Origin of the sequence: Brevibacillus brevis, assembly GCF_031583145.1 — a bacterium.
GTDB classification, from domain to species: domain Bacteria; phylum Bacillota; class Bacilli; order Brevibacillales; family Brevibacillaceae; genus Brevibacillus; species Brevibacillus brevis_E.
On record NZ_CP134050.1, the window covers coordinates 1,701,807 to 1,722,537 of the forward strand.

Consider the following 20,731-nt stretch of genomic DNA (forward strand, 5'->3'; position numbering starts at 1 on the left):
CCATGGCCTACATTCAGCAAGGGACAGCCGCATTTCGCAAGTCCAATCTCGCCTTTTTCGCGGCAGGCTTCAACACCTTCGCCATCTTGTACAGCACGCAGCCGCTGCTGCCGGAATACAGCAGGCAGTTTCACGTTTCGCCGACGATGGCGAGCCTGTCGCTCTCTGTCACGACGATCGCTCTGGCCGTCAGCATGCTGTTCTTCGGGTCCATCTCCGAGGTGTGGGGACGCAAGCCCGTCATGTTCGGCTCCATGCTGGTGGCGTCGGTCTTGTCGATCCTGACGGCCTGCAGCACCAGCTTCGAGAGCTTGCTCGCGTTTCGGGTCATCCAAGGGATCGCGCTCGGGGGGCTGCCTTCCATCGCGATGGCGTATTTGGGCGAAGAGATCGAGCCCGCCAGCCTGGGCGTTGCGATGGGCCTGTACATCAGCGGAAACTCCGTGGGAGCGGTCAGCGGACGGATCATCTCCGGGATGCTGACGGACTTTTTCAACTGGCACGTGGCGATGGGGTCGATCAGCGTGATCAGCCTCGTCGCGACCCTGATCTTTTGGCTCAATTTGCCCAAGTCGCAAAACTTCCATCCGCGTTCACCCGAGTTCGGCAAGCTCGTCTCGTCGATGGTCAGCCACTTGAAAGATCCGGGGATGCTCTGCCTGTTCGGAATCGGATTTCTCATTTTAGGCAGCAACGTCGCCTTGTACAATTACATCGGCTACGTGCTGACGGCTCCGCCGTATTCGCTGTCGCAGACGCTCGTCGGCTGGATCTTCATCGTCTTTCTGGTGGGAACCTTCAGCTCGGTGTGGATGGCCAAACAGGCGGAGAAGCACGGGCGTCTGAAAATGATCATCGTCTCCCTGCTCATTACCCTGGCGGGAGCGTGCGTGACGCTCGATGGCCACTTGTGGCTCAAGATTTTGGGACTGCCGATTCTGACCTTCGGCTTTTTCGGCAGCCACTCCATCGCGAGCAGCTGGGTAGGGCGCCGCGCTTTGCACGACAAAGCGCAGGCATCTTCGCTTTACCTGTTCTTCTACTACGCGGGGTCCAGCGTGGGCGGGACGGTCGGCGGCGTATTCTGGTCGTCGTTCGGCTGGTCCGGCGTCGTAGGGATGATTGCGGGCTTCATGCTGATCGGATTCTTCCTCGCTTCCCGCTTGGCAAAAGTGCCCACGGCAGCCGCGATGCAGGCCAAAGCTGCGGCGGATCTGTCCGTGGCCAAATAATGGGAACGCAAAAAGAACCCCTGACAAAAAAGGGGTTCTTTTTTTGCATGTGCCGGATGGTTCCGTGTCAATGCCCTTCCTGGGCTTCAAACAGGCTCGCCTCGCGGTAGTTGACATCCATCCGGAGCTTGCCCGCCAGGTGCCGGTCGATGTCTCCCTGTTCGTACATCATTTGAATCTCGTTTCGTTCCGACTGGATCGCCTTGAGCTCGAGCTCCTTGCGCTGCACGTTTATCTGCGCTTTGGTGCGGTTCCGGCGCTTGTTGCTTTGGTACTGCAGGGCCATGGTGCGGTAGTCTGCGATGACGGCGAGAACGGCCTCCCGATTGTCGGCCGTTTTCAGCTGTTTCAATTGGGAGATCGCACTGTGGATCGCTTCGAGCTTCAACTCCTTATACGCTTCCCAATCAGGATGACCCGGCGTGATGAGCTTCGGGAGCCGTTTTTTGCCCCTGAACAGCCGGCGGATAGCCGCCAAGGCCAGAAGCAGCAGCAGCTTGAGCTTGATCCGGTTGGTTAGGAGCAGCTCCACCCGATTCAAGGATGTCTGGAAATAGGAAGCGAGCTGCGGCGTGATTCGCTCTTCCGCCAGCCACTGCTCGGCCACTTTCCGCTCCGCTCGCAAAGCGGCCAGGCGGATGCCCACGACCGTCCGCCATGCTTCTCCGAATTCGGATTTTCCCTCCAGTCGCGCATGCTGCAATCGACGGGTATACGCCGAGACCAGCTCCATTCCCTCCTGCCTGTTTTCGTCGTTCGTCTCCTCGCGAATCGTCTGAAGTCCGGCTTCCAGGACACGGATCCGCGCCTCGCGCTCTTCTTCGGCGTGATCCCGGGAGTGAACCGCAGCCTCCTTTGGCTTGCGAGTCAGCAGGGGCAGAAAGATGCTGGCGGAAATGAGCGTCAGCAGGATGACGCCAGCGCAGATAAAGAGGATCAGGTCGCGCTCGGGGAACGGACTGCCGTCAGCCAGCGCGAGCGGAATCGAAAATGCGGCGGCAAGCGTCAAAGCGCCTCGCACCCCGGAGAGCGATGTGATCAGGGAGGAGTGCACTTCCCGGTCTTTCGCCCAGACGAGGAGGAAGCGAAGCAGCATCAGCACGGCGGTAATCAGGATGATGTACCCGATGACTTGCCCATTTTGATAGGCAGGGTCTTCCCAGATCTTCGCCACGACGCCAGGGATCTCCAGTCCGAGAAGGAGAAATACGAGACCGTTGAGCGAGAAGAGAATGACAGACCAGGTGCTGTCCGAGACGATACGGAGACGGACGGAGGCGGATTCCACCCGGTCCCGCTCGATCGCGTGCACCACTCCGGCTGCAACGACGGCGAGAATCCCGGAGACGTGGCACTCTTCCGCCGCCAAATAAATCAGAAACGGCGTCAGGATGATGATGAGCATGTGCAGCGTGACGTCTTCCATCCCGAGGCGGCGAAGGAAAAAGCGCAGCCAGACGACGGCAAAGCCGAGCAGGGCCCCGATGACCAGACCGCCGACCGCGATGGCGAAGAAGCTCCCGACTGCTTTCGGCAAGGAAAACTGCCCGGTGACCGTCGCGGCAATCGCAAAGTTGAAAGCAACCAGACCGGAGGCATCGTTCATCAGCGCTTCTCCTTCAAGCAGGCGCATGATTTTTCCTGGGAGCTTGACACGCCCGGACAAAGACCCCACGGCTACCGCGTCGGTCGGTGAGAGGATGGCCGCGAGCGCGAAGGCAGCCGACAAGGGAATGGCAGGTATCAGCCAGTGAATAAACGGCCCAGCCACGAGCACCGTCACGAACACAAGCCCGAGAGCCAGCAGCAGGATGTACTTGCGCAGCTTCCACAGCTCGTCGCGCGGTGTGATTTTTCCGTCATTGAAAAGCAGAGGGGCAATGAAGAGAACCATGAACAGCTCCGGGTTCAGGGGCACGTGATGCAGCCCGGGCAAAAACGCGGCGCAGGTCCCAAGCGCGATCTGGATGAGGGGGACCGGGATAAAAGGAACGAAGCGCTGGATGACATTGGAGATTCCGATGAGAAGCAGCAGCGCGATAACCATCAGCAAAAGTTCCATATGACAATGTAGCTCCTTCATGAATGTGTCGGTCGTCACTACACATACTGAACCATATTCAGCGAGCTTATTCGATCAGACAGGCAAGGCATCGTGAAATCTCGATGGCCTGCTTTGTCCGGGCGAAACCGGTCATCACCTCCGATAGGGGAAAGGAAAGGGGGAACGCATCGCCATTACGGATTCTGTTTGTTTATGATTTTATCATAAAATATTAAGATAAACTAAAGATTCATGTATTGAAATATTTCGCGTGAAAAAATGATTCCTTCCCCTTCAGTCCGGATTGAACCATGTGAGAACGTAAAAAACGCCTGCGTGGTTACAGGCGTTTGAGCGAGATGGCCTCGCGGATGTGCTGGATGCTTCGGATCGTCTGGTCTTGGCGCCGCAGCGACACAGCCACGTAGAGCAGGTCGATGAGGCTGAGCTGGGCGAGCCTGGACGAAAGCGCGTCCGCTCGAAATACCGTCTCCCGCGAAGTCGTGAACAGGCACATGTCCGCCAGCCGTACGAGAGGCGATTTGCCGTAGCTCGTGATGCCGATGGTTTTGGCGCCGGCTTCTTTGGCCACACGCAGCGCCTCCAGTATATCCTGGTTGGAGCCTGAATGGGAAATGCCGATAGCGACATCGCCCGTAGACAGGAGAGAGGCCGACATGACCTGGAAATGGGAATCGGAGTGGTGGATGCAGGGGATCCCCGTCCGAATGAATTTGTGGTAGGCGTCCTGCGCGATGGCGGCCGAACCGCCAGAGCCGTAAAATTCAATGCGGCGCGCGTGCTCCAGACAGGAGACCACATTCATCAACATCTCCCTGTCGATGATCTGCCGCGTCTCGCGCAGGGTCTCGATGTTGGCTGTGAAAATGTTATCCGCGATAGTGCCCAGATCGTCATCCTCCAGATTGATTTCCTGGTAGATGGTTTGCTTTGGGTGGGTCACTTCGCTGGCAAGCGCGATTTTAAACGCCTGGTATCCGCGATAGCCAAGCCTGCGGCACAGCCTGAAAACAGTCGAGTCCGCGCATTGGCACAGGTCGGCCAGCTCGGTAATGGATTGGTGAATGACGTCACCTGCATGGTCCAGGATGTAGTCGGCAATCTGCTGTTCCTTGCCGCTCAGGCTGGAGTATAGGGCGTGCAGCTGTGTCAGCACGCTGGGTGGAACCCGGTTGGTTGTCTCGGCCAAAAGCAAAGCACCTCCCCATTGATGGCGGCCTGTTCCCATTATAAAAAGGAAGGGCCGTGTTTCCTAGGTTTCGAAAAAATTTTCTTCATGACTGATGAAAAGTGAAAAATATTGCCATATAATACGGAGTAAAAAGGGAAAGATCCTACAAAGGAGTGACGTACCTGACATGAGACTGGCAATATTGGGCTTGGGAAAGATGGGTTACAACTTGACGCTGAATTTGCTCTCCCACGGGCACGAGGTGGTGGCCTACGATGTAGATCCGATGCGGGCGGAGCAGCTCGGACAGGAAGGGGCGATACCGGCGGGCTCCATCGAGGATGCGGTCGCCAAGCTGGAGGCGCCGCGAGTCGTCTGGCTGATGGTCCCGGCAGGAGACATCGTGGACGAATTGGTGGACAAGCTCTCCGGCTTGCTGTCAGGCGGGGACATTGTCGTGGACGGGGGCAACTCCCATTACAAGCAGTCGGTACAGCGCTATGCTCGGCTGAAGGAAAAGGGGATCCACTTCCTTGATGCAGGGACGAGCGGCGGGATGGAAGGGGCGCGCCACGGGGCTTGCATGATGATCGGCGGCGACCGGGAGGCGTTTGCTCACATCGAGCCGATGATCCGCGACATCAATGTGGCGAATGGCTACCTGTACGCAGGGGAGGCGGGCAGCGGTCACTTCCTGAAAATGGTGCACAACGGGATCGAGTACGGTATGATGCAAGCGATTGGCGAAGGCTTCGAGGTCCTGGAAAAAAGCCCGTACAACTACGATTTTGCCGAAGTGGCGCGCGTCTGGGCGAACGGCTCGGTCATTCGCGGCTGGCTGATGGATCTCACGGAGCGGGCGTTTCGCAAAGATGCCAAGCTGGATGAAATCCGCGGCGTGATGCACTCTTCCGGCGAAGGCAAGTGGACGCTCGAGACAGCGCTGGATTTGCAGGCCGCCACGCCCGTGATTGCCATGTCGCTGCTGATGCGCTATCGCTCGCTGGAGCAGGATGCGTTTCACGGAAAGGTCGTGGCTGCGCTGCGCAACGAGTTTGGCGGGCACGCGGTGGAAAAGAAGGAATAGGTGGCGAAGCGGGCTACTTTTCGGAAGTGTACTCACAGCACATTGTAATTTGCCCGCCGAGGAAATTCGGCCTTATAATAAAACGGTGTGAATCGCAATTATTTCCTGAATGGAGGGTCTCGAAATGAAGGTCGTAGCTATTGTAGGAAGCATCCGCAAAGATTCGTACAACCGCAAGCTGGCGGAACATGTGAAAAACCGTTACCAGGATCGATTCGATCTGGAAATTTTGGATCTGAAGCCTCTTCCGTTCTACAACCAGGACCTGGAAAATGAGCCGAATGAAGCCGTGCAGGCCTTCAAAGACAAGGTCAAAGCAGCAGACGCTGTCCTCTGGGTAACGCCGGAGTACAACGGGACGATCCCGGGCGTACTCGCAAACGCGATCGACTGGCTGTCCCGCGTGGATCGCGTGATGGTCGGCAAGCCTTCGTGGATCATGGGCGCTTCCATGGGCCAGCTCGGCACGGTGAAAGCACAGCTGCATCTGCGCGATATCCTGTTGGCGATGGGTCTCTCCTCGCATCTGCTTCCGGGCAATGAAGTGTACGTCGGTGCGGCACACGAGAAATTCGACGCGGAAGGCAAGCTGATTCACGAGCCTACCATCCAGTTCCTGGACACAGTCGTCGACAACTTCATCAAGTGGATGAATCGCTACCATCAATAGGGATACCACCAAGCAGAACGAATGGCCGGAGACTCTCGAGTCCCGGCCTTTTTTTATACAGATAGGAATTTATAAAATTCCTATCCAGTATAAGGGCAACATAGCGAGACTTCGAACACAGTGAGAGAGCGAGACTTGTGCCCTTTGGGTACCGCGGCTCCGCCAAAAGGCTTGGCGCAGCCAGGTTTTCTAACTTGTCTGATTTCTCCTTTCCCAAACTGCCAGATAAAGGGTATCATTATGTGGGCAGTGAGGGAACAAGAAAGAGAGGAGGAACATCGCTTCATGATTCGAAAGATTCTGGTGGCGCTGGTGTCGTCGCTGCTGCTTTGCATGGCGCTCGCGCTGGTCAACCACACCCCCGTGTCGGAGCAGCAACCGGACACGTACTACTGGCCGTACCTCTCCTTGGTGGCGGTCTATCTGATCTATGCGACCCCTGTCTATGTGGTGGGAGGAGTCCCCGCTTCCATGTTGATAGAAGTTCTGAATGAAAAAATTGCGTGGGCCAATCCTGTCATCGTCTACCTGTTTCGGCTGATCCTTTACGCAATGGCGGGCGTGCTTCTCATGATACTCTTCCAGTTCGTCCTGGGAGTGTCCAGAGGGGACGGGTCGGAGCTGTCGACCGGGGGAGGACTGGGAATGATTGCCGCGCTCGTGTATTTGCACGTGTGGCTCGCGAGCTTTCTGGTCGTCAAACCGAAAAGGCGGGTGTGGTAGCATGTCCGTGGGCGGTTTTCAGAGCGGTTTTCACGCCCGAAAGGTGCCGCGCTCCGAGGTGAAGTGGGGACCGTTCCTCATCTGCAGCCATGGCTGTCAGGAAATCGTCCAGCTGATTTCCCACGTGTCCGGCGAGGTCGAATTCGAGCTTTGCCGGATCGAGGCCGAGCGCATGGGACGGGTGCTGCTGGAGGCGGCCCGGTCTTTCGGAGAAGAATTCCGAAACGAATCTTTGACCGATCCGTAAACAGAAGAGAGAAAAAGAGAAGGGGAGGCGGAACATGGCAGAGCCAAACGTAGTGAAAATGAATCCCTTTAAGATCGGCGGGAAGGTAGTTGCGGTCATCCTGGTCATTCTCGTCGCCGTGCTGATCGGCACGCAATCGTTCACAATCATCTCGGCAGGTCACAGCGGGGTCGTCTTGCAGCTGGGAGCCGTACAGCCGACGGTTTTGCAGGAGGGTCTTCATTTCAAAATTCCGTTTATTCAAACGGTGATTCCCATGGAAGTGCGGGTACAGAAGTCGGAGACGAGCCAAACGTCGGCTTCGCGCGACTTGCAGACGGTATCGACGACGATCGCGGTCAACCACCACCTGGATGCGGAGAACGTCAACAAGCTGTATCAGCAGGTCGGGCTCGAATACGCCAGCCGGATCGTCGACCCCGCCATCGCAGAGGCACTCAAGGCAGTCACCGCGCAATATACGGCCGAAGAGCTGATCTCCAAGCGCTCCGAGGTGAGCGGCAAGGTCAAAGAAACGTTGAAGCAAAAGCTGTCCACCTACCACATTATCCTGGATGAAATCAACATCCGCGAGTTTACATTCAGCGACGAGTTCAACCGCGCCATCGAAGCCAAGCAGGTGGCCGAGCAGCAAGCGCTCAAATCCAAGCTGGATCTCGAGCGGATCAAGATCGAGAAGGAGCAGGAAATCACGAAAGCGCAAGCCCAGGCAGAAGCGCTGCGCCTGCAAAAGCAAGAGGTCACTCCCGAGCTGGTGCAGCTGAGACAAATCGAGGCTCAGCTGGAAGCGATCCGCAAGTGGGACGGCAAGCTGCCGAACGTCACCGGCGGAGCCACGCCTTTTATCCAGGTAGGGAAATAATCACTGGAAAGTGGGAGGCCATTCAGGACCAACACGTCTGTGGATGGTCTTTTTTCTCATGAAAAACGATAGGAAATGCTGATCCCCGCCATCACATCCTTCCATTGGACGCAGCCGGGATATCCTGATACGGTAAAGAGCAAGAACGGGAGGGGATCTGATGGAACATGCCATCGCTCGTTTGGAGCAGCATCTTCGCCAGATCTTTCCGACGTCAGGATCATGAACGACAAAAGAACGCGGCCCTGTGTACCTTGGTTCCGCGTTCTTTTTTGCGTTTTAGCATAGCTCCTCCTGCCCACGCCCGGCAATGACCGACGTGACGATGTGCAGAGAGTCGAATTCCCCTTCGGATACTTCCACGAGGGGCGGATTCAACGGGAAGAGCGCGTGGTTGATCTCTTCGGCGGACATTCCTTTACCATGCAGCAGGAGAATTTCGCCTGTGAGGTTTTCCAGGTAATCCAGCTTTTTCTGGAGCATGGCTTTGCCACCCGCGATATAGCCGGCATGCGCGCAATACAGCGCCTGGAAATCGTGGGAAAGCACCGAGCGGATGGAGTTCATGAGTGTCGGGATGGACTCTTCCCGCAGGATGACTTTGGTTTTGGTGCCCAAAAACAGATCGCCGGCAAACACCCGCCCGGTCTTTTCGTGGATCAAGACGACATGGTCAAAGGCGTGGCCAGGGGTCTCCAGCACCTTCCAGTCCAACGTCCGCGAATGGAACGACTTGCCGAGCGGATGGGCGCGAAACGGCTGGCGTATGCCCCACGTACGCTGGCGGTATATAGGGTAGTCTGCCTCTTGTGCACACACGTCCACCCCTCTTTCGTGGATGTAGAGGGGGACGCCCAGGTGGTTTTCGATCCAGGCGGCAGTCCCGGTGTGATCCTCATGACTATGGGTGAGGACGACAGAATCGAAGGAGGAGGATTCGTAGAACGGGATCAGCGATTCTTGAATGATCTTCGGGCCCGTGTCGACCAGCATTCCGTCCGACAAAAAAACGTAGATGGACGAATCGCGTCCTCCCCGCTTGACGCTCGCTTCCACGCAGACTACCTCTTCATGATGGTGGATGTGTATCATAGGCTACCCCTCCCACTAGAAAATCCTCTGTACCCTGCAATAGGTGAGCTCTCCTGCCTATTATACAATTCATCGACTATTCTGTCATTTTTGGCAGGCTTTCTGCTCCCGGGAATCGCGTGTAAGATGGGAGAATGAGAAGCTTTGCTAGAGGTGAAAGAATGACACAACTGCCGATCGATGAAATCATGCCGGAATTGGCGATGAAGCTGAGGAGCCATGCTGGTGCCGTTCTCGTCGCGGCGCCCGGAGCGGGAAAGACGACGCGGGTGCCGCTCGCTCTGCGGGAGGAGCTGTGGCTTGCGGGACGGCGCATCCTGATGCTGGAGCCGCGCCGACTGGCGGCGAGAGCCGCTGCCAGATACATGGCGGCCGCTTTGGGAGAAGCGGTCGGAGAGACTGTGGGATACCGGGTCAAATCGGACGCACGGGTGGGCCCGCGTACCCAAATCGAGGTCATTACGGAAGGAGTACTCACGCGGATGCTCCAAACCGATCCGGGTCTGGACGGGGTCGGATTGATTATCTTTGACGAGTTTCACGAGCGCAGCCTGCATGCCGATCTGGGTCTCGCTCTCAGCTTGCAGGTCCAAAGCTTGTTTCGGGAAGATCTTCGGATCCTCGTCATGTCGGCGACGCTGGATGCCGCCCCGGTGGCCGCGCTGATGGGCGGTGCACCGGTAATCGTGAGCGAGGGCAGAGCGTTTCCCGTCGAGACGCGCTATATGCCGAAGCCTGTGGAGGGGCGGCTCGAGCCGAATGTGGTCTCGCTCATCCTGCGGGCGCTGGCGGAAGAGACAGGGGACGTGCTGGTTTTCCTACCCGGTGCCGGAGAGATTCACCGGGTAGAGTCTTTGCTGCGGGAGAGCGGCCTGCCGTCCGGTATGGCGGTTCGGCCGCTGCATGGCTCGCTTCCCCAGGAAGTCCAGGATGCGGCGATCCAGCCGGAACCGACGGGCTTGCGCAAGGTCGTCCTGGCGACGTCGATTGCCGAGACAAGCCTGACCGTACAAGGCGTGCGGGTCGTCATCGACAGCGGGCTCATGCGAGTGCCCCGCTTTTCTCCGCGTACAGGCATGACGCGATTGGAGACGATAGCGGTGTCGAGAGCATCGGCGGACCAGCGGCGGGGAAGAGCGGGTCGGCTGGAGCCGGGCGTCTGCTACCGGATGTGGACGCAGCAGGAGGACAGCGGTCTTGCGGCTCACCATGCCCCGGAGATTCGGGAAGCGGACTTGACGTCGCTCGCACTGGAGCTGGCGGCTTGGGGGGTGGACGATCCGGCCGAGCTGTCGTGGCTGGATGCACCGCCGTCCTCTGCGCTCGAGCATGCCTGGGAGCTGTTGCAGCAGCTCGGCGCGCTTGATCGGGACCGTCGCATTACGGCGCACGGCCGGGAACTGGCAGCCATGGGTTTGCATCCGAGACTGGGACACATGATTCGCAAGGCACAGGAGCGAGGCCGGGCCGATTTGGCCTGCGAACTCGCTGTGCTGCTCGGGGAGCGGGATATTTTGCGGGGGGCCACACGAGATGCGGATTTGCGACTGCGCATCGAGATGCTTCGCAGTGTCGCAGCGAATGGAGAGGCACGGGTAACCGATTATCCCGAAGTGCAAGTCGATGTGGCGGCGTGCAGGCGAATTTGGGCGGAGGCCCGGCTGCTCAAGCAGACCTGGGACACAGGAGCGGCGCAGCGGGAAGGAGAGCAGAGCGATCTAGGAGGGATCGGGGCGTTGCTCGCTGACGCTTTCCCGGATCGGATCGGCCAGCGCAGGGGCAGCGGGAAGTATTTGCTCCGAAATGGACGAGGGGCTGTTTTTGCTGCAGACCAGCCGCTTGCGTACGCATCGTATGTCGTCGCTGCCGAGCTCGACGATCAGGGGACGGACAGCCGGATCATGCTGGCGGCAAGGATCGAAGAGAGCGAGCTGGAAGAAGCATGCGCGGATCAGTTCGTGGAAGAGTCGGCCGTCTGGTGGGATAAATCGTCCCGGTCGGTTCGCGCACGCAGGCGAACGCGGCTGGGCGCTTTGGTGATCAAGGAAACCGCGACCGGTGAAGCGGATCCGCAGCAGGTCACGGAAGCACTGCTGAACGGGATCGCGGAAGAAGGACTGGAAATGCTGCCGTGGACTCGCCATGCCAGGCAGCTCCAGGAGCGGATGATGTTCATGCGGGGTCTGGACGATTCCTGGCCGGATGTATCGGACGAAGCGCTCGGGCGAACCTTGGAAGATTGGCTCGCTCCGCACGTATATGGCTGCAAGAATGCAACTGACCTGTCGCGGCTGTCGCTGGCCAGCGTGCTGGAGCAGATGCTGAGCTGGGAACAACGGCGGGAGCTGGACGAATATGCGCCCACTCACATCGTCGTGCCCAGCGGCTCGCGTGTGCCGATCGATTACGGGAATCCCGAGTCTCCGGTGCTGGCTGTCCGCCTGCAGGAGCTGTTCGGCTGGAAGGAAACGCCGCGAATCGGTCGGGGACGGGTCCCCTTGACCTTGCACCTGCTTTCCCCGGCACAGCGTCCGGTGCAGGTCACAAAAGATCTGGCCAGTTTCTGGAAACAGACCTATTTTGAAGTAAAGAAGGACTTGAAAGGCCGCTATCCCAAGCACTATTGGCCGGACGATCCGCTCCAGGCCATCCCGACCAACCGGACAAGACCACGTTCCCAGTGACGGCTGGATACGGATGGGAGTATCCACTTATTTTTCTAGTTCGTTGTTCGTGAGTCAGGAATAATCTGAAACTTTCCGAAAGGGAGGTTGCGTCGAGTAGGTACCGTGATATTCGCGGACTACCCCTCCGTACCTCGGGGCTGCCGTCAACTGGCAGCCCCTCTTTTTTATCCCATGATGCTACTTTCCGTCTGAGCTCGCTCCCCAGCGGTTGAGAAAGATCAGCTTTTGCAGCTCCTGCCGTTTTTCCCAGTGGTGAATTTCCAGCAGCGGACGGTCCGGGTAGTAGTCGGTGTACCCGATCGACAGCAATGCGACCGGATCGATGTGCAAAGGAATGTCCAGGATGCGGCGCACATCGGCTTTTTTGTAAAAGCTGACCCAGCCCATGGCCAAGCCTTCTGCGTAGGCGGCCAGCCACATGTTTTGAATCGCGCAGCTGACGGACATGATATCGGTCTCGGGAATGGAGTTGCGCCCGAGCACGTGGTCCCCGCCCCTGGTCGGATCGCAGGTCACGCAAATGGTGACGGGAGCTTCCCTGATCCCCTGGATTTTCAGCTCCAGAAATGCCGACTCCCGCCCCGTGCCTTCATAGTGAATGGCCAGCGCCCGTCTTTCCTTGTCGGCGCATTCGGCGAGCTGGGCTTTGAGCTCCTCGTCCTTCACCAAAATGAAATTCCACGGCTGCATGAACCCGACGGAAGGCGCGTGGTGAGCCGCGGACAGAATCATGGCCAGCTTTTCGGATTCGATGGGGTCGCTGCGAAACGAGCGAATATCCCGGCGGTTGCTGATAGCTTTGTAGAGTCCGTTTTTTTCTTCGACAGTCAAGCGTTCCATGGCAGTATGACCCTCCCCATAGCGTGCATTCCCTTCATTTTACTGGCAAAAGCGGTTTCCTTCCAGACATGCGTTTGACATATTCCTCCGCTACTCTAAAGGAGGAGTCTGTGCGATCGGAGAGGAGTGAAGCGCGAATGAAAAACATCCTGATTGTAGAAGACGAACTGCCGATCTCCCGTGTCCTGAAGGCGTATCTGGAAAAGAACCAGTTTCACGTGGAGCAGGCGTTTACGGGCGATGAAGCCGAACGGAAATTCGATGCCACAAGTCCATCGCTTGTCTTGCTGGATGTCATGCTGCCCGGACGCAGCGGCTGGAGCATTCTGGAATACATACGCAAAAAAAGCGCCTGCCCGGTCATCATGCTGACGGCGCTGGGGCAGATCGACAATAAATTGATGGGATTGAACCAGGGAGCAGACGATTACATAACGAAGCCGTTTATCGCAGATGAAGTGGTGGCACGCGTCCAGGCTGTGCTGCGACGCTCCACAAACATCATAAACGGCGATCAGGTGAGGCAGTTCGGCAGCCTGAAAGTGGACTTCAAGGCGTATACCGTCACGCTGCACGGGATCGAGCTGGCGTTTACGCCGAAGGACCTGTCTCTGTTTTTGTTTCTCGCGCAGTACAAGAACCAGACGTTTACGAGAGAGCAGCTCATCGAGCAGGTGTGGGGCATGGATTACGAGGGCAGCGACCGCGCCGTAGACCTGGCGATCAAGCGGATTCGCCGATCGCTGGAGAACTGGCCGGCCACGGAAGGGGAAATCAAGACCTACCGCGGACTCGGCTATAAGCTGTGCGTCTATGAATAGGCATATCTCCCTGTTTCGCTTTTGGACGACGCGCTATTTGATTACGCTCTGTGTCGGCCTTCTGGTCGTGGGGATTGCCTCCAGCCTCTGGATCACGTACAACGAGACACAGAAGCGGCTCGACTTCATGAAATTGACGGCAGCGGAGATTTCCGATCGCATCCTGGATGCAAATGGCGCAATCAAGATTGCTCCGTTTTTGTTTCGCATCCTGGACAGCCGGCAAGAGTCCGTCCGCATGAATTACAAGCCGTTCATGCTGATTCTGGACGAAAACAAGCGACCCTTGTCCGATGCTCCGGGCCCTTTCGGAGGCGAGCTCGCCCGCCGCGCAGCCGAACTCGCGGAAGCAGGGGACGACGTCACGGAAATCAAGCTGGCTCGGGGCGAGGACATGCTCTTCGTCAAGCACGCCATTACCTCCCAGGAGCGGACTGTCGGCTGGGTCCTCCTGTTCACGCCGAAAAAGGAAATGATGCGGAGCACCACGGAATTTCAGCTCCTGGTCATCATGCTGGTCAGTCTGGGCTTGCTCGGGTGGCTGGTCATCTACCTGCTGACGAAAAAGCTGTCGCAGCCGATCAAAGACGTCGCGGATGCAGCGAAGCAAATCGTCATCGGAAACTACGACATCCGCCTGGAAAAGAACAGCAAGGAGAAGGAAATTTACGAATTGGTCCATTCGTTCAGGGAGATGGCAGAGCGCTTGCGCCAGCTCGAGATGATGCGCACGGAGCTGCTTGCCGGGGTGACCCACGAGCTGAAGACGCCCGTCACCTCCATCAGCGGGCTGGTACAGGCAGTCAAAGACGACATCGTCAGCGGGGCGGAAGCCAAGGAGTTCCTGGAGATTTGCTCCAAAGAAACGATCCGCCTGCAAAAAATGGTAGAGGATCTGCTCGACTTCAACTCGTTTGCGGTGGGAGACATCCGCATTCGCCGCGAGACGCAAAACGTGTACGAGCTGGTCCAGGAAATCACGCATCAGTGGCGCATCGGACAGGAAGACGAAACGCTCGAGCTGCGCGTCGAAAAGCCCGAAAAACCGATGCTGGTGTCCACTGATCCGCTTCGAATCCAGCAGGTGCTGTACAATTTGCTGAACAATGCGGCTCAGGCCTCCGGTACGGGCGCAAGGATCGAGGTGAGGATGTCGGAGACGATGCAGGAGATCCGCATCGAGGTGCAGGATCACTGCATGGGGATTCCGGAAGCCGAGCAGCCATTTATTTTCGACCGCTTCTACCGCGGGGAGGAAAAAAAGCATACCGTGCGGGGACTGGGCTTGGGCTTGTCCTTTAGCCGGATGATCGCGCAGGCGCTGGGAGGAAATCTCGAGCTGACCGAAAGCTCGGAAGCGGGTACGACATTTGCGCTTCTTCTGCGGAAGTGACGGGCCCAAAGGAAAAAGAGAGCGGCGTTGCCAGCAGGCAAGGCCGCTTTTTCGTGGACCGGCTCCGCTGGCACCTCGCACTGCACCCGAGTTTTCCGGCGGATGGGCTGGCAAGCCGTCCGATCTGACGTAATCCTGACGCATTTGTGCCCTATATTGATCGCAGAATGGTTCAAGCTGAATCAAGCAAACGACAGGAGGAGTCTCTACGTGACGGATTCGGATAACAAGCGAACGTTTTTCTCCAAGGGGAGGGGCGGCAAAAAGCGGTGGATCATCCTGGGATTGGCCGTGGTGCTGATCGGAGGAGGAGCTTACGGGTATACCACGTTTCTGACGCCGCAAAGAGCGCAGGCGGCGTTTCAGGTGGTGAACGTCGGGAGGGGCGACGTGTCGGAAACGGTGCTGGCATCGGGGGCGGTACAGGCGTCGAAGCGAACGTCCCTGTCCTTCGCCGACGTGGAAGACGCCAAGGACGCGATTTCCTCCATTACGGTGAAAGTGGGCGACCACGTAAAGGCGGGCCAGGTGCTCGCTACCATGGACGATTCAGTCGCAAAAATCCAGGTGACGAATGCCCAGGCCAATCTGCTGTCCGCTATGGCCAAGCTGGAAGACGCGCAAAAGCGCAAGACGGCGGCGGAAATGAACACCTTGCAGGCAAACGTCAATCAGACGAAGGCGGAGCTGGAGCTCGCCAAGCAGACGATCGACACGCAAAAGGCGGTCAACGACGAGGCGAAGGCGAAAGCCAATCTGGAAAATGCGCAGAAGACATACGCGTCGCAAAAAGCGCTGTATGAAGCGGGCGCCGTTTCGAAGACGGACTTCGAATCCGCCCAGACGGCTTTGGACCAGGCACAGCGCGACTACGATACGGCCGTGCTTACTGCCAGCCAGACGAAGGGCCAGTCGAACAGCAAGGTGGAGCAGGCGCAGGCGGCTTACGACACGGCGGTTGAAGCCTTGAACGAAGCCAAGGAAGGTCCGGATGCAGCCACCGTCCTTTCCGCAAAGGCGGCGGTCGAGCAGGCGAAGGCGCAGCTGCAGCAGGCGCAAAAGTCGCTGAACGCAGTCACGCTGAAAGCGCCGATGGACGGCGTGATCGTGCAGCTGAACGGAAGCGTGGGCGAAATTCCGGGAAGTGACTTCATCATCATGGACAACTCCAACTCGGGAGACCTGGAAGTGCTGGCCCAGATCAGCCAGAGCGACATCGGCAAAGTGAAGGAAGGACAAAGCGTCTCCTTTACCACGAGCTCCTATCCGGACGATACCTTCTCGGGAAAAGTGAAGCTGATCTATCCGGAGGCAAAGACGGAATCGGGTGTGACGAGCTATGACGTCCTGCTCTCGGTCGCCAACAAGGACAGCAAGCTGAAAATCGGGATGACGATGAACGTCACCATCGAAATCGGCACCCATCAAAATGTGCTGGTCGTACCCGCGCAAGCCTTGCAAACCATGAATGGAAAAGACGGCGTGTACCTGTACAACGAAGGAGCCGATAGCAGCTCGGGCAGGCCGTACCGCTTTCAGCAGGTCAAGATCGGCTACTTCGCGACGGATCGGGTCGAGATCACGGAAGGTCTGAAAGAAGGCGACAAAGTCGTCATCATGGCGATGTCGCAAGGCTCCTCCAGCCAAAACTCCACGCGCATGGGCAACTCGACCCGCATGGGGGGAATGGGCGGAATGGGAGGCGGCTTCCCGGGCGGAGGAGGCAGCGTGAGGGTGATGACCCGATGAAACCCGTCATCCAAATTGAACAGCTGAAAAAGCTGTACCGCATCGGCGACCAGGAGATTCAGGCCTTGCGCGGCGTCAGCCTGACGATCGAGGAAGGCGATTTCGTGGCGATCATGGGACCGTCCGGGTCGGGGAAGTCCTCGATGATGAACGTGATCGGCTGCCTGGATAAACCGACATCCGGGGAGTTTTACCTCGACGGCTACCCGGTGTCGCAGGCTCACGACGATGAGCTGGCGGAAATCCGCAATCGCAAAATCGGGTTTGTCTTTCAAAACTTCAACCTGCTTCCGCGCACAACCGCCGTCGAGAACGTCGAATTGCCGATGCTGTACGGAGGGATCTCCGCGAAGGAGCGGCGAGAGCGGGCCATTCGGGCGCTGATCGACGTCGGCCTGCAGGAGCGTCTGAACAACAAGCCGAACGAGCTGTCCGGCGGCCAGCAGCAGCGCGTGTCCATCGCCAGGGCGCTGGTCAACGATCCGGTCATTCTGCTGGCCGACGAGCCGACGGGCGCCTTGGATACGAGGACGAGCGAAGAAATTATGGGGATCTTTCAGCAGCTGAACGATGCGGGCAAAACCGTCATCCTCGTGACACACGAGCCGGATATCGCGGAGTACGCCAAACGGATTGTCCGCTTTCGGGACGGGCAGATCGTCGCCGATGAAACGGTGTCGATACGAAGAAGAGCGTCTTTGGAGGAAGTGAAGCGATGAGTTTTGTAGAGTGCATACGCATATCCTTTCGCAGCATACGGGCAAACGGGCTGCGATCGATCCTCACCATGCTGGGTATCATCATCGGCGTGGCGGCGGTCATCGCCATGGTCGCCATCGGGGAAGGGACTTCCAGCGCGGTGGCATCCCAGATCAACGGGCTGGGGAGCAACCTGTTGATCGTCTCTCCCGGCCAGGCTACCCAGGGCCGGATCAGTCTCGGGGCCGGTTCCCTCAACACATTGACGATGGCGGACGCCGAGGCGATCGCGCGGAAGGAGTCGGTGTCCGCAGTGGCTCCCAGCGTGAACGGCAGGGCTCAGATCGTCTGGGGAAACAACAACTATTCCAGCTCGCTGGAAGGGACGACAGCCGATTTCCTCCAGGTCCGCAACGCCCAGGTGGAGCAAGGACGCTTTTTTACCAACTTCGAAGTCAAGCAGCAATTCAACGTAGCGGTGGTCGGGAGCGAGGTGGTGACCAACCTGTTCGACAAGGGGACGGCCAATCCGATCGGCCAGACCGTGCAAATCAACAAGATTCCGTTTACCATCATCGGGGTGCTGAAAAGCCAGGGAAGCTCGGGGATGACCAACAATGACGACCGGATACTCATCCCGATCACGACAGCGATGAGCCGTTTGACAGGCGGAAAAAACGTGGGCACGATCTACGTATCGGCAGCGTCCGCCGACAAGATGGAGGCAGCGCAGTCGGATATCCAGACGACGCTGCGCGCCAATCACAATCTTCGCCCTCAGGCAGAGGATGATTTCCGCATCACGTCGCAGACCGACATTCTCAGTACGGCACAGGAGGTATCGAGCTCGATGACGGCTCTCCTGTCGGGGATCGCGGCGATTTCCCTGATCGTCGGGGGGATCGGGGTCATGAATATCATGCTCGTATCCGTAACGGAGCGCACGCGCGAGATCGGCATTCGCAAGGCGATCGGGGCGAAGCGCGGCGATATCCTCCGGCAGTTTTTGATCGAAGCGGTCACGCTCAGCCTGCTCGGCGGGATTGTAGGCATCGTCATCGGAGTCGGAGCTGCGCTCTTGATCGGCAAGTTCGGTACAATGACGACGAGCATCAGTCTTTCTCCGATCTTGTATGCGTTTTTGACTTCCTCGCTGGTTGGCGTCGTGTTCGGTGTGTATCCGGCAAGAAAGGCGGCCAGGCTCAAGCCGATCGATGCATTGCGTTACGAATAAATCCGGGTGTTACATTTTTCCATTGCGGGCATACTAGTGTGGGTGAGGTGTTTGTCCGATGGAAAAAAACGTCCAGTTTTCCGTAACGTGGCGAGAAGCATCGCGGATCATGAAAAAGATCAAAACAAGCAATCTGCGGTATATCGTCAGGCAAATGGAAGGAAAGACGAGCGTCGCGTTTGTCTTTCCGAAAGTGAGTGTCAGCCAATACGTATACCTGTACATTCTCTTCGGGCCGAGGGCGGCGGATGACAGGCATTGATTCGCCCCCTTGAACCAGGGAAGAGGGACAAAATACGCAACGATCCCTATTGATTTTTTCAATATTTCGATATAAAACAAAACCTGACACTTTTCGATAGCAAAGATTCATAGTACAATGCCTGTATGAACGAACTTGGGGAAGTTCGGGATGGCGGCACCCAAAACTGTGCAGGCGGGCCGCCTCTTTTTTTCTAGGACGAGTTCAACCAGGGTAAAATAGGTATATGTACCTAAAAATACAGCTAGATTTCATAGGGCTTTCGGATTAAACTTAAGTTGTTCACGTGAATACTTCCGTACTACTCTTCCCAGGTTTTGATAGCCTGGGCTTTTTTTTGTCGTCTGAAAGAGGCGAAGCGGCCACGCTTGGTTGGCCAGACAGCAAAATACCCGCCTGACAGACGGGCTTTTCCATGCTTATTCGCTAGTCGATCCGGTTTTGGTGAACAGTGGCGGAAAGCTGCCTTTGAGCAGGGCGTCGAGGAGCTGTTCCTGCGTGAGAGAGATCGTGATGCCGGGATCGGGGAGATCAGCGAGGAAGCGGTTTTCTTCATGCAGATACCAAAGAGTGCCGGTAGGACGCATCGGATAGACGAGGACGTTCTCCTGGGCTTGCTGTCCGTGCCTGGTAATGTCCCGCAGCGCGGTAAACAATTCGCCCCAGACAGGCAGGTAGGGCTTCGTCCTGAGCTGGTGCAGCGCCCGGACGAGCTGATTTTTTGCGTGAAGCAGAGATTCGTTCATTGGGGTGTCTACTGAAAGCATGACCCATGCTCCTTTGCTGGTTCGTGACCAATCTTCATTGGCTTCGACAACCGACGAGGCGGGTCAGGAGGTTATGCGAAACGTGGCGGATTTTGTCGAAGTCATCGTTAAGTGTAAAATAGTTGCTATCTGCTGGCAATAGGCGGGAAGTAGCATGAAGCCCGCCATTTGACGGTTGGGACGGAAATCGTTAGCATAGGGGCAGGAAACGTTGCGGGAAATAGAGAATGAACGGCCAGAGGTGAGGAAATTGGCAGAAAAACGGAAGCTGTTTATGAACGGCTGCGGGGGTGTTGATCAGGCGATCGCGTTGTGGTACGCCCTGCAAGCACCCGATGTGGAAGTCGTCGGAATCGGGGTCGCCTCCTCTGAAGAGGGGAAGGGGATCCGGCTTGTGAAAAAGCTCGTTGCGCTGACCGGTCTGGAAGGCGTGGTCCCGGTGGCGACGGGAGAGTGCGGGCCCCTGTTTGGCGAAGGAGGCCAAGGTCAACCCGAGAGTGGACAGGCAGCGGCGCGCTTGCTCGTCGACAAAGCGAAGGAGCATGAAGGAGAGCTGACCGTTGTCACGCTGGGGCCCCTGACTGATCTGGCAAAAGCCGTGGCGATCGATCCGGGCCTGCCGAACAGGCTGAAGCAGGTGGTTGTACAAGGGGGTGCCATTCGGGTCCCGGGAAATGCGACTGCTGTCGCGGAAGCCAATCTGCACGCCGACCCGGAAGCCGCAGCGTTCGTCTTGGCGGCGGGATTGCCTCTCTTGTTGGTACCGCTTGACGCCTCGGAGCATATCCGCCTGTCACCGGAAGCAAGACAAGGGATCTTGAGCAAAGCGGCCGGCATGGGAATCGGACAGGCCAGCGACGAGATAGGGGCAAAGCTCTCAGGTGACGGCACGCGTCTGGTGGCCTGGGCGACGATGATTGCCGCCCTGCATTCGGAATACGTACATACGCAGAAAATGAAGCTGACCATCGAGTGCCACAGCGCCTTGTCCCGGGGAGCGGTTTTGGCCGACTTGCGGGCGAAGCCGAGCGTGGGTATAGACACCCAAGTCGCAGTAGATGTGGACGCAGAACCGTTTGCGGCTTGGCTGCGGAATCTTTCTGATGCGGACAAGGAGAGGGCGTGAAACA

General features: G+C 57.6%; 19 protein-coding genes. 14 read left to right on the plus strand and 5 right to left on the minus strand.

The window, feature by feature from the left end; genetic code table 11:
• The first annotated feature begins 2 nt into the window (after nt 1-2).
• On the plus strand, nt 3-1,232 hold the full coding sequence (locus RGB73_RS08580) for an MFS transporter (RefSeq protein WP_310770942.1): 1,230 nt from the start codon (nt 3-5) through the stop codon (nt 1,230-1,232).
• A 67-nt stretch (nt 1,233-1,299) separates the two neighbouring features.
• Here RGB73_RS08580 and RGB73_RS08585 read toward each other — a convergent pair whose 3' ends face one another.
• The gene (locus tag RGB73_RS08585) at nt 1,300-3,294 is read right to left on the minus strand and encodes a Na+/H+ antiporter (RefSeq protein WP_310770944.1); all 1,995 of its coding nucleotides are present in this window, start codon (nt 3,292-3,294) and stop codon (nt 1,300-1,302) included.
• 322 nt (nt 3,295-3,616) lie between these two features.
• Complete coding sequence (locus RGB73_RS08590) at nt 3,617-4,486, minus strand: MurR/RpiR family transcriptional regulator (RefSeq protein ID WP_310770946.1); 870 nt, start codon at nt 4,484-4,486, stop codon at nt 3,617-3,619.
• A 169-nt stretch (nt 4,487-4,655) separates the two neighbouring features.
• Between RGB73_RS08590 and gnd the strand changes: the two genes are divergently transcribed.
• From gnd to RGB73_RS08615, 5 genes are all read left to right on the plus strand, one after another.
• A complete protein-coding gene (gnd, locus tag RGB73_RS08595) occupies nt 4,656-5,555 on the plus strand; it encodes a phosphogluconate dehydrogenase (NAD(+)-dependent, decarboxylating) (RefSeq protein ID WP_310770948.1) in 900 nt (299 codons plus the stop codon).
• 124 nt (nt 5,556-5,679) lie between these two features.
• On the plus strand, nt 5,680-6,225 hold the full coding sequence (locus tag RGB73_RS08600; RefSeq protein WP_310770950.1) for an NADPH-dependent FMN reductase: 546 nt from the start codon (nt 5,680-5,682) through the stop codon (nt 6,223-6,225).
• Nucleotides 6,226-6,510: 285 nt separating this feature from the next.
• Nucleotides 6,511-6,948, plus strand: a complete 438-nt coding sequence (locus RGB73_RS08605) for a hypothetical protein (RefSeq protein WP_310770952.1) — start codon at nt 6,511-6,513, stop codon at nt 6,946-6,948.
• Nucleotide 6,949: 1 nt separating this feature from the next.
• Nucleotides 6,950-7,195 (plus strand): hypothetical protein, encoded by a 246-nt coding sequence (locus tag RGB73_RS08610; protein ID WP_310770954.1) that lies wholly within the window; start codon nt 6,950-6,952, stop codon nt 7,193-7,195.
• A gap of 34 nt (nt 7,196-7,229) precedes the next feature.
• The gene (locus RGB73_RS08615; protein ID WP_310770956.1) at nt 7,230-8,057 is read left to right on the plus strand and encodes a prohibitin family protein; all 828 of its coding nucleotides are present in this window, start codon (nt 7,230-7,232) and stop codon (nt 8,055-8,057) included.
• A 279-nt stretch (nt 8,058-8,336) separates the two neighbouring features.
• On the opposite strand, the gene RGB73_RS08620 is transcribed toward RGB73_RS08615, so the two are convergent.
• Entirely contained in the window at nt 8,337-9,149 is an 813-nt protein-coding gene (locus RGB73_RS08620) for an MBL fold metallo-hydrolase (RefSeq protein WP_310770958.1), read from the minus strand.
• A gap of 161 nt (nt 9,150-9,310) precedes the next feature.
• Between RGB73_RS08620 and hrpB the strand changes: the two genes are divergently transcribed.
• Nucleotides 9,311-11,833: an ATP-dependent helicase HrpB gene (gene hrpB / locus RGB73_RS08625; protein WP_310770960.1), complete on the plus strand. Its 2,523-nt coding sequence runs from the start codon at nt 9,311-9,313 to the stop codon at nt 11,831-11,833.
• Nucleotides 11,834-12,013: 180 nt separating this feature from the next.
• On the opposite strand, the gene bluB is transcribed toward hrpB, so the two are convergent.
• The gene (gene bluB / locus RGB73_RS08630; protein ID WP_310770962.1) at nt 12,014-12,676 is read right to left on the minus strand and encodes a 5,6-dimethylbenzimidazole synthase; all 663 of its coding nucleotides are present in this window, start codon (nt 12,674-12,676) and stop codon (nt 12,014-12,016) included.
• A 137-nt stretch (nt 12,677-12,813) separates the two neighbouring features.
• On the opposite strand from bluB, the gene RGB73_RS08635 reads away from it, so the two are divergent.
• The 6 genes from RGB73_RS08635 to RGB73_RS08660 all read left to right on the plus strand — a co-directional run bounded on the left by RGB73_RS08635 (nt 12,814) and on the right by RGB73_RS08660 (nt 18,834).
• Complete coding sequence (locus tag RGB73_RS08635) at nt 12,814-13,497, plus strand: response regulator transcription factor (RefSeq protein WP_310770964.1); 684 nt, start codon at nt 12,814-12,816, stop codon at nt 13,495-13,497.
• Nucleotides 13,490-14,890, plus strand: coding sequence for a HAMP domain-containing sensor histidine kinase (locus RGB73_RS08640; protein WP_310770966.1), 1,401 nt, complete (start codon nt 13,490-13,492; stop codon nt 14,888-14,890). Before RGB73_RS08635 ends, RGB73_RS08640 begins: the two co-directional genes overlap by 8 nt.
• A gap of 210 nt (nt 14,891-15,100) precedes the next feature.
• A complete protein-coding gene (locus RGB73_RS08645) occupies nt 15,101-16,639 on the plus strand; it encodes an efflux RND transporter periplasmic adaptor subunit (RefSeq protein WP_310770968.1) in 1,539 nt (512 codons plus the stop codon).
• Entirely contained in the window at nt 16,636-17,358 is a 723-nt protein-coding gene (locus RGB73_RS08650; protein ID WP_310770970.1) for an ABC transporter ATP-binding protein, read from the plus strand. Before RGB73_RS08645 ends, RGB73_RS08650 begins: the two co-directional genes overlap by 4 nt.
• On the plus strand, nt 17,355-18,572 hold the full coding sequence (locus RGB73_RS08655) for an ABC transporter permease (RefSeq protein ID WP_310770972.1): 1,218 nt from the start codon (nt 17,355-17,357) through the stop codon (nt 18,570-18,572). The genes RGB73_RS08650 and RGB73_RS08655 overlap by 4 nt, the downstream gene beginning before the upstream one ends.
• A gap of 58 nt (nt 18,573-18,630) precedes the next feature.
• On the plus strand, nt 18,631-18,834 hold the full coding sequence (locus tag RGB73_RS08660) for a hypothetical protein (protein WP_310770974.1): 204 nt from the start codon (nt 18,631-18,633) through the stop codon (nt 18,832-18,834).
• A gap of 419 nt (nt 18,835-19,253) precedes the next feature.
• On the opposite strand, the gene RGB73_RS08665 is transcribed toward RGB73_RS08660, so the two are convergent.
• Nucleotides 19,254-19,601 (minus strand): hypothetical protein, encoded by a 348-nt coding sequence (locus RGB73_RS08665; RefSeq protein ID WP_310770976.1) that lies wholly within the window; start codon nt 19,599-19,601, stop codon nt 19,254-19,256.
• 250 nt (nt 19,602-19,851) lie between these two features.
• On the opposite strand from RGB73_RS08665, the gene RGB73_RS08670 reads away from it, so the two are divergent.
• Entirely contained in the window at nt 19,852-20,727 is an 876-nt protein-coding gene (locus tag RGB73_RS08670) for a nucleoside hydrolase (protein WP_310770978.1), read from the plus strand.
• The last annotated feature ends 4 nt before the right edge of the window (nt 20,728-20,731 follow it).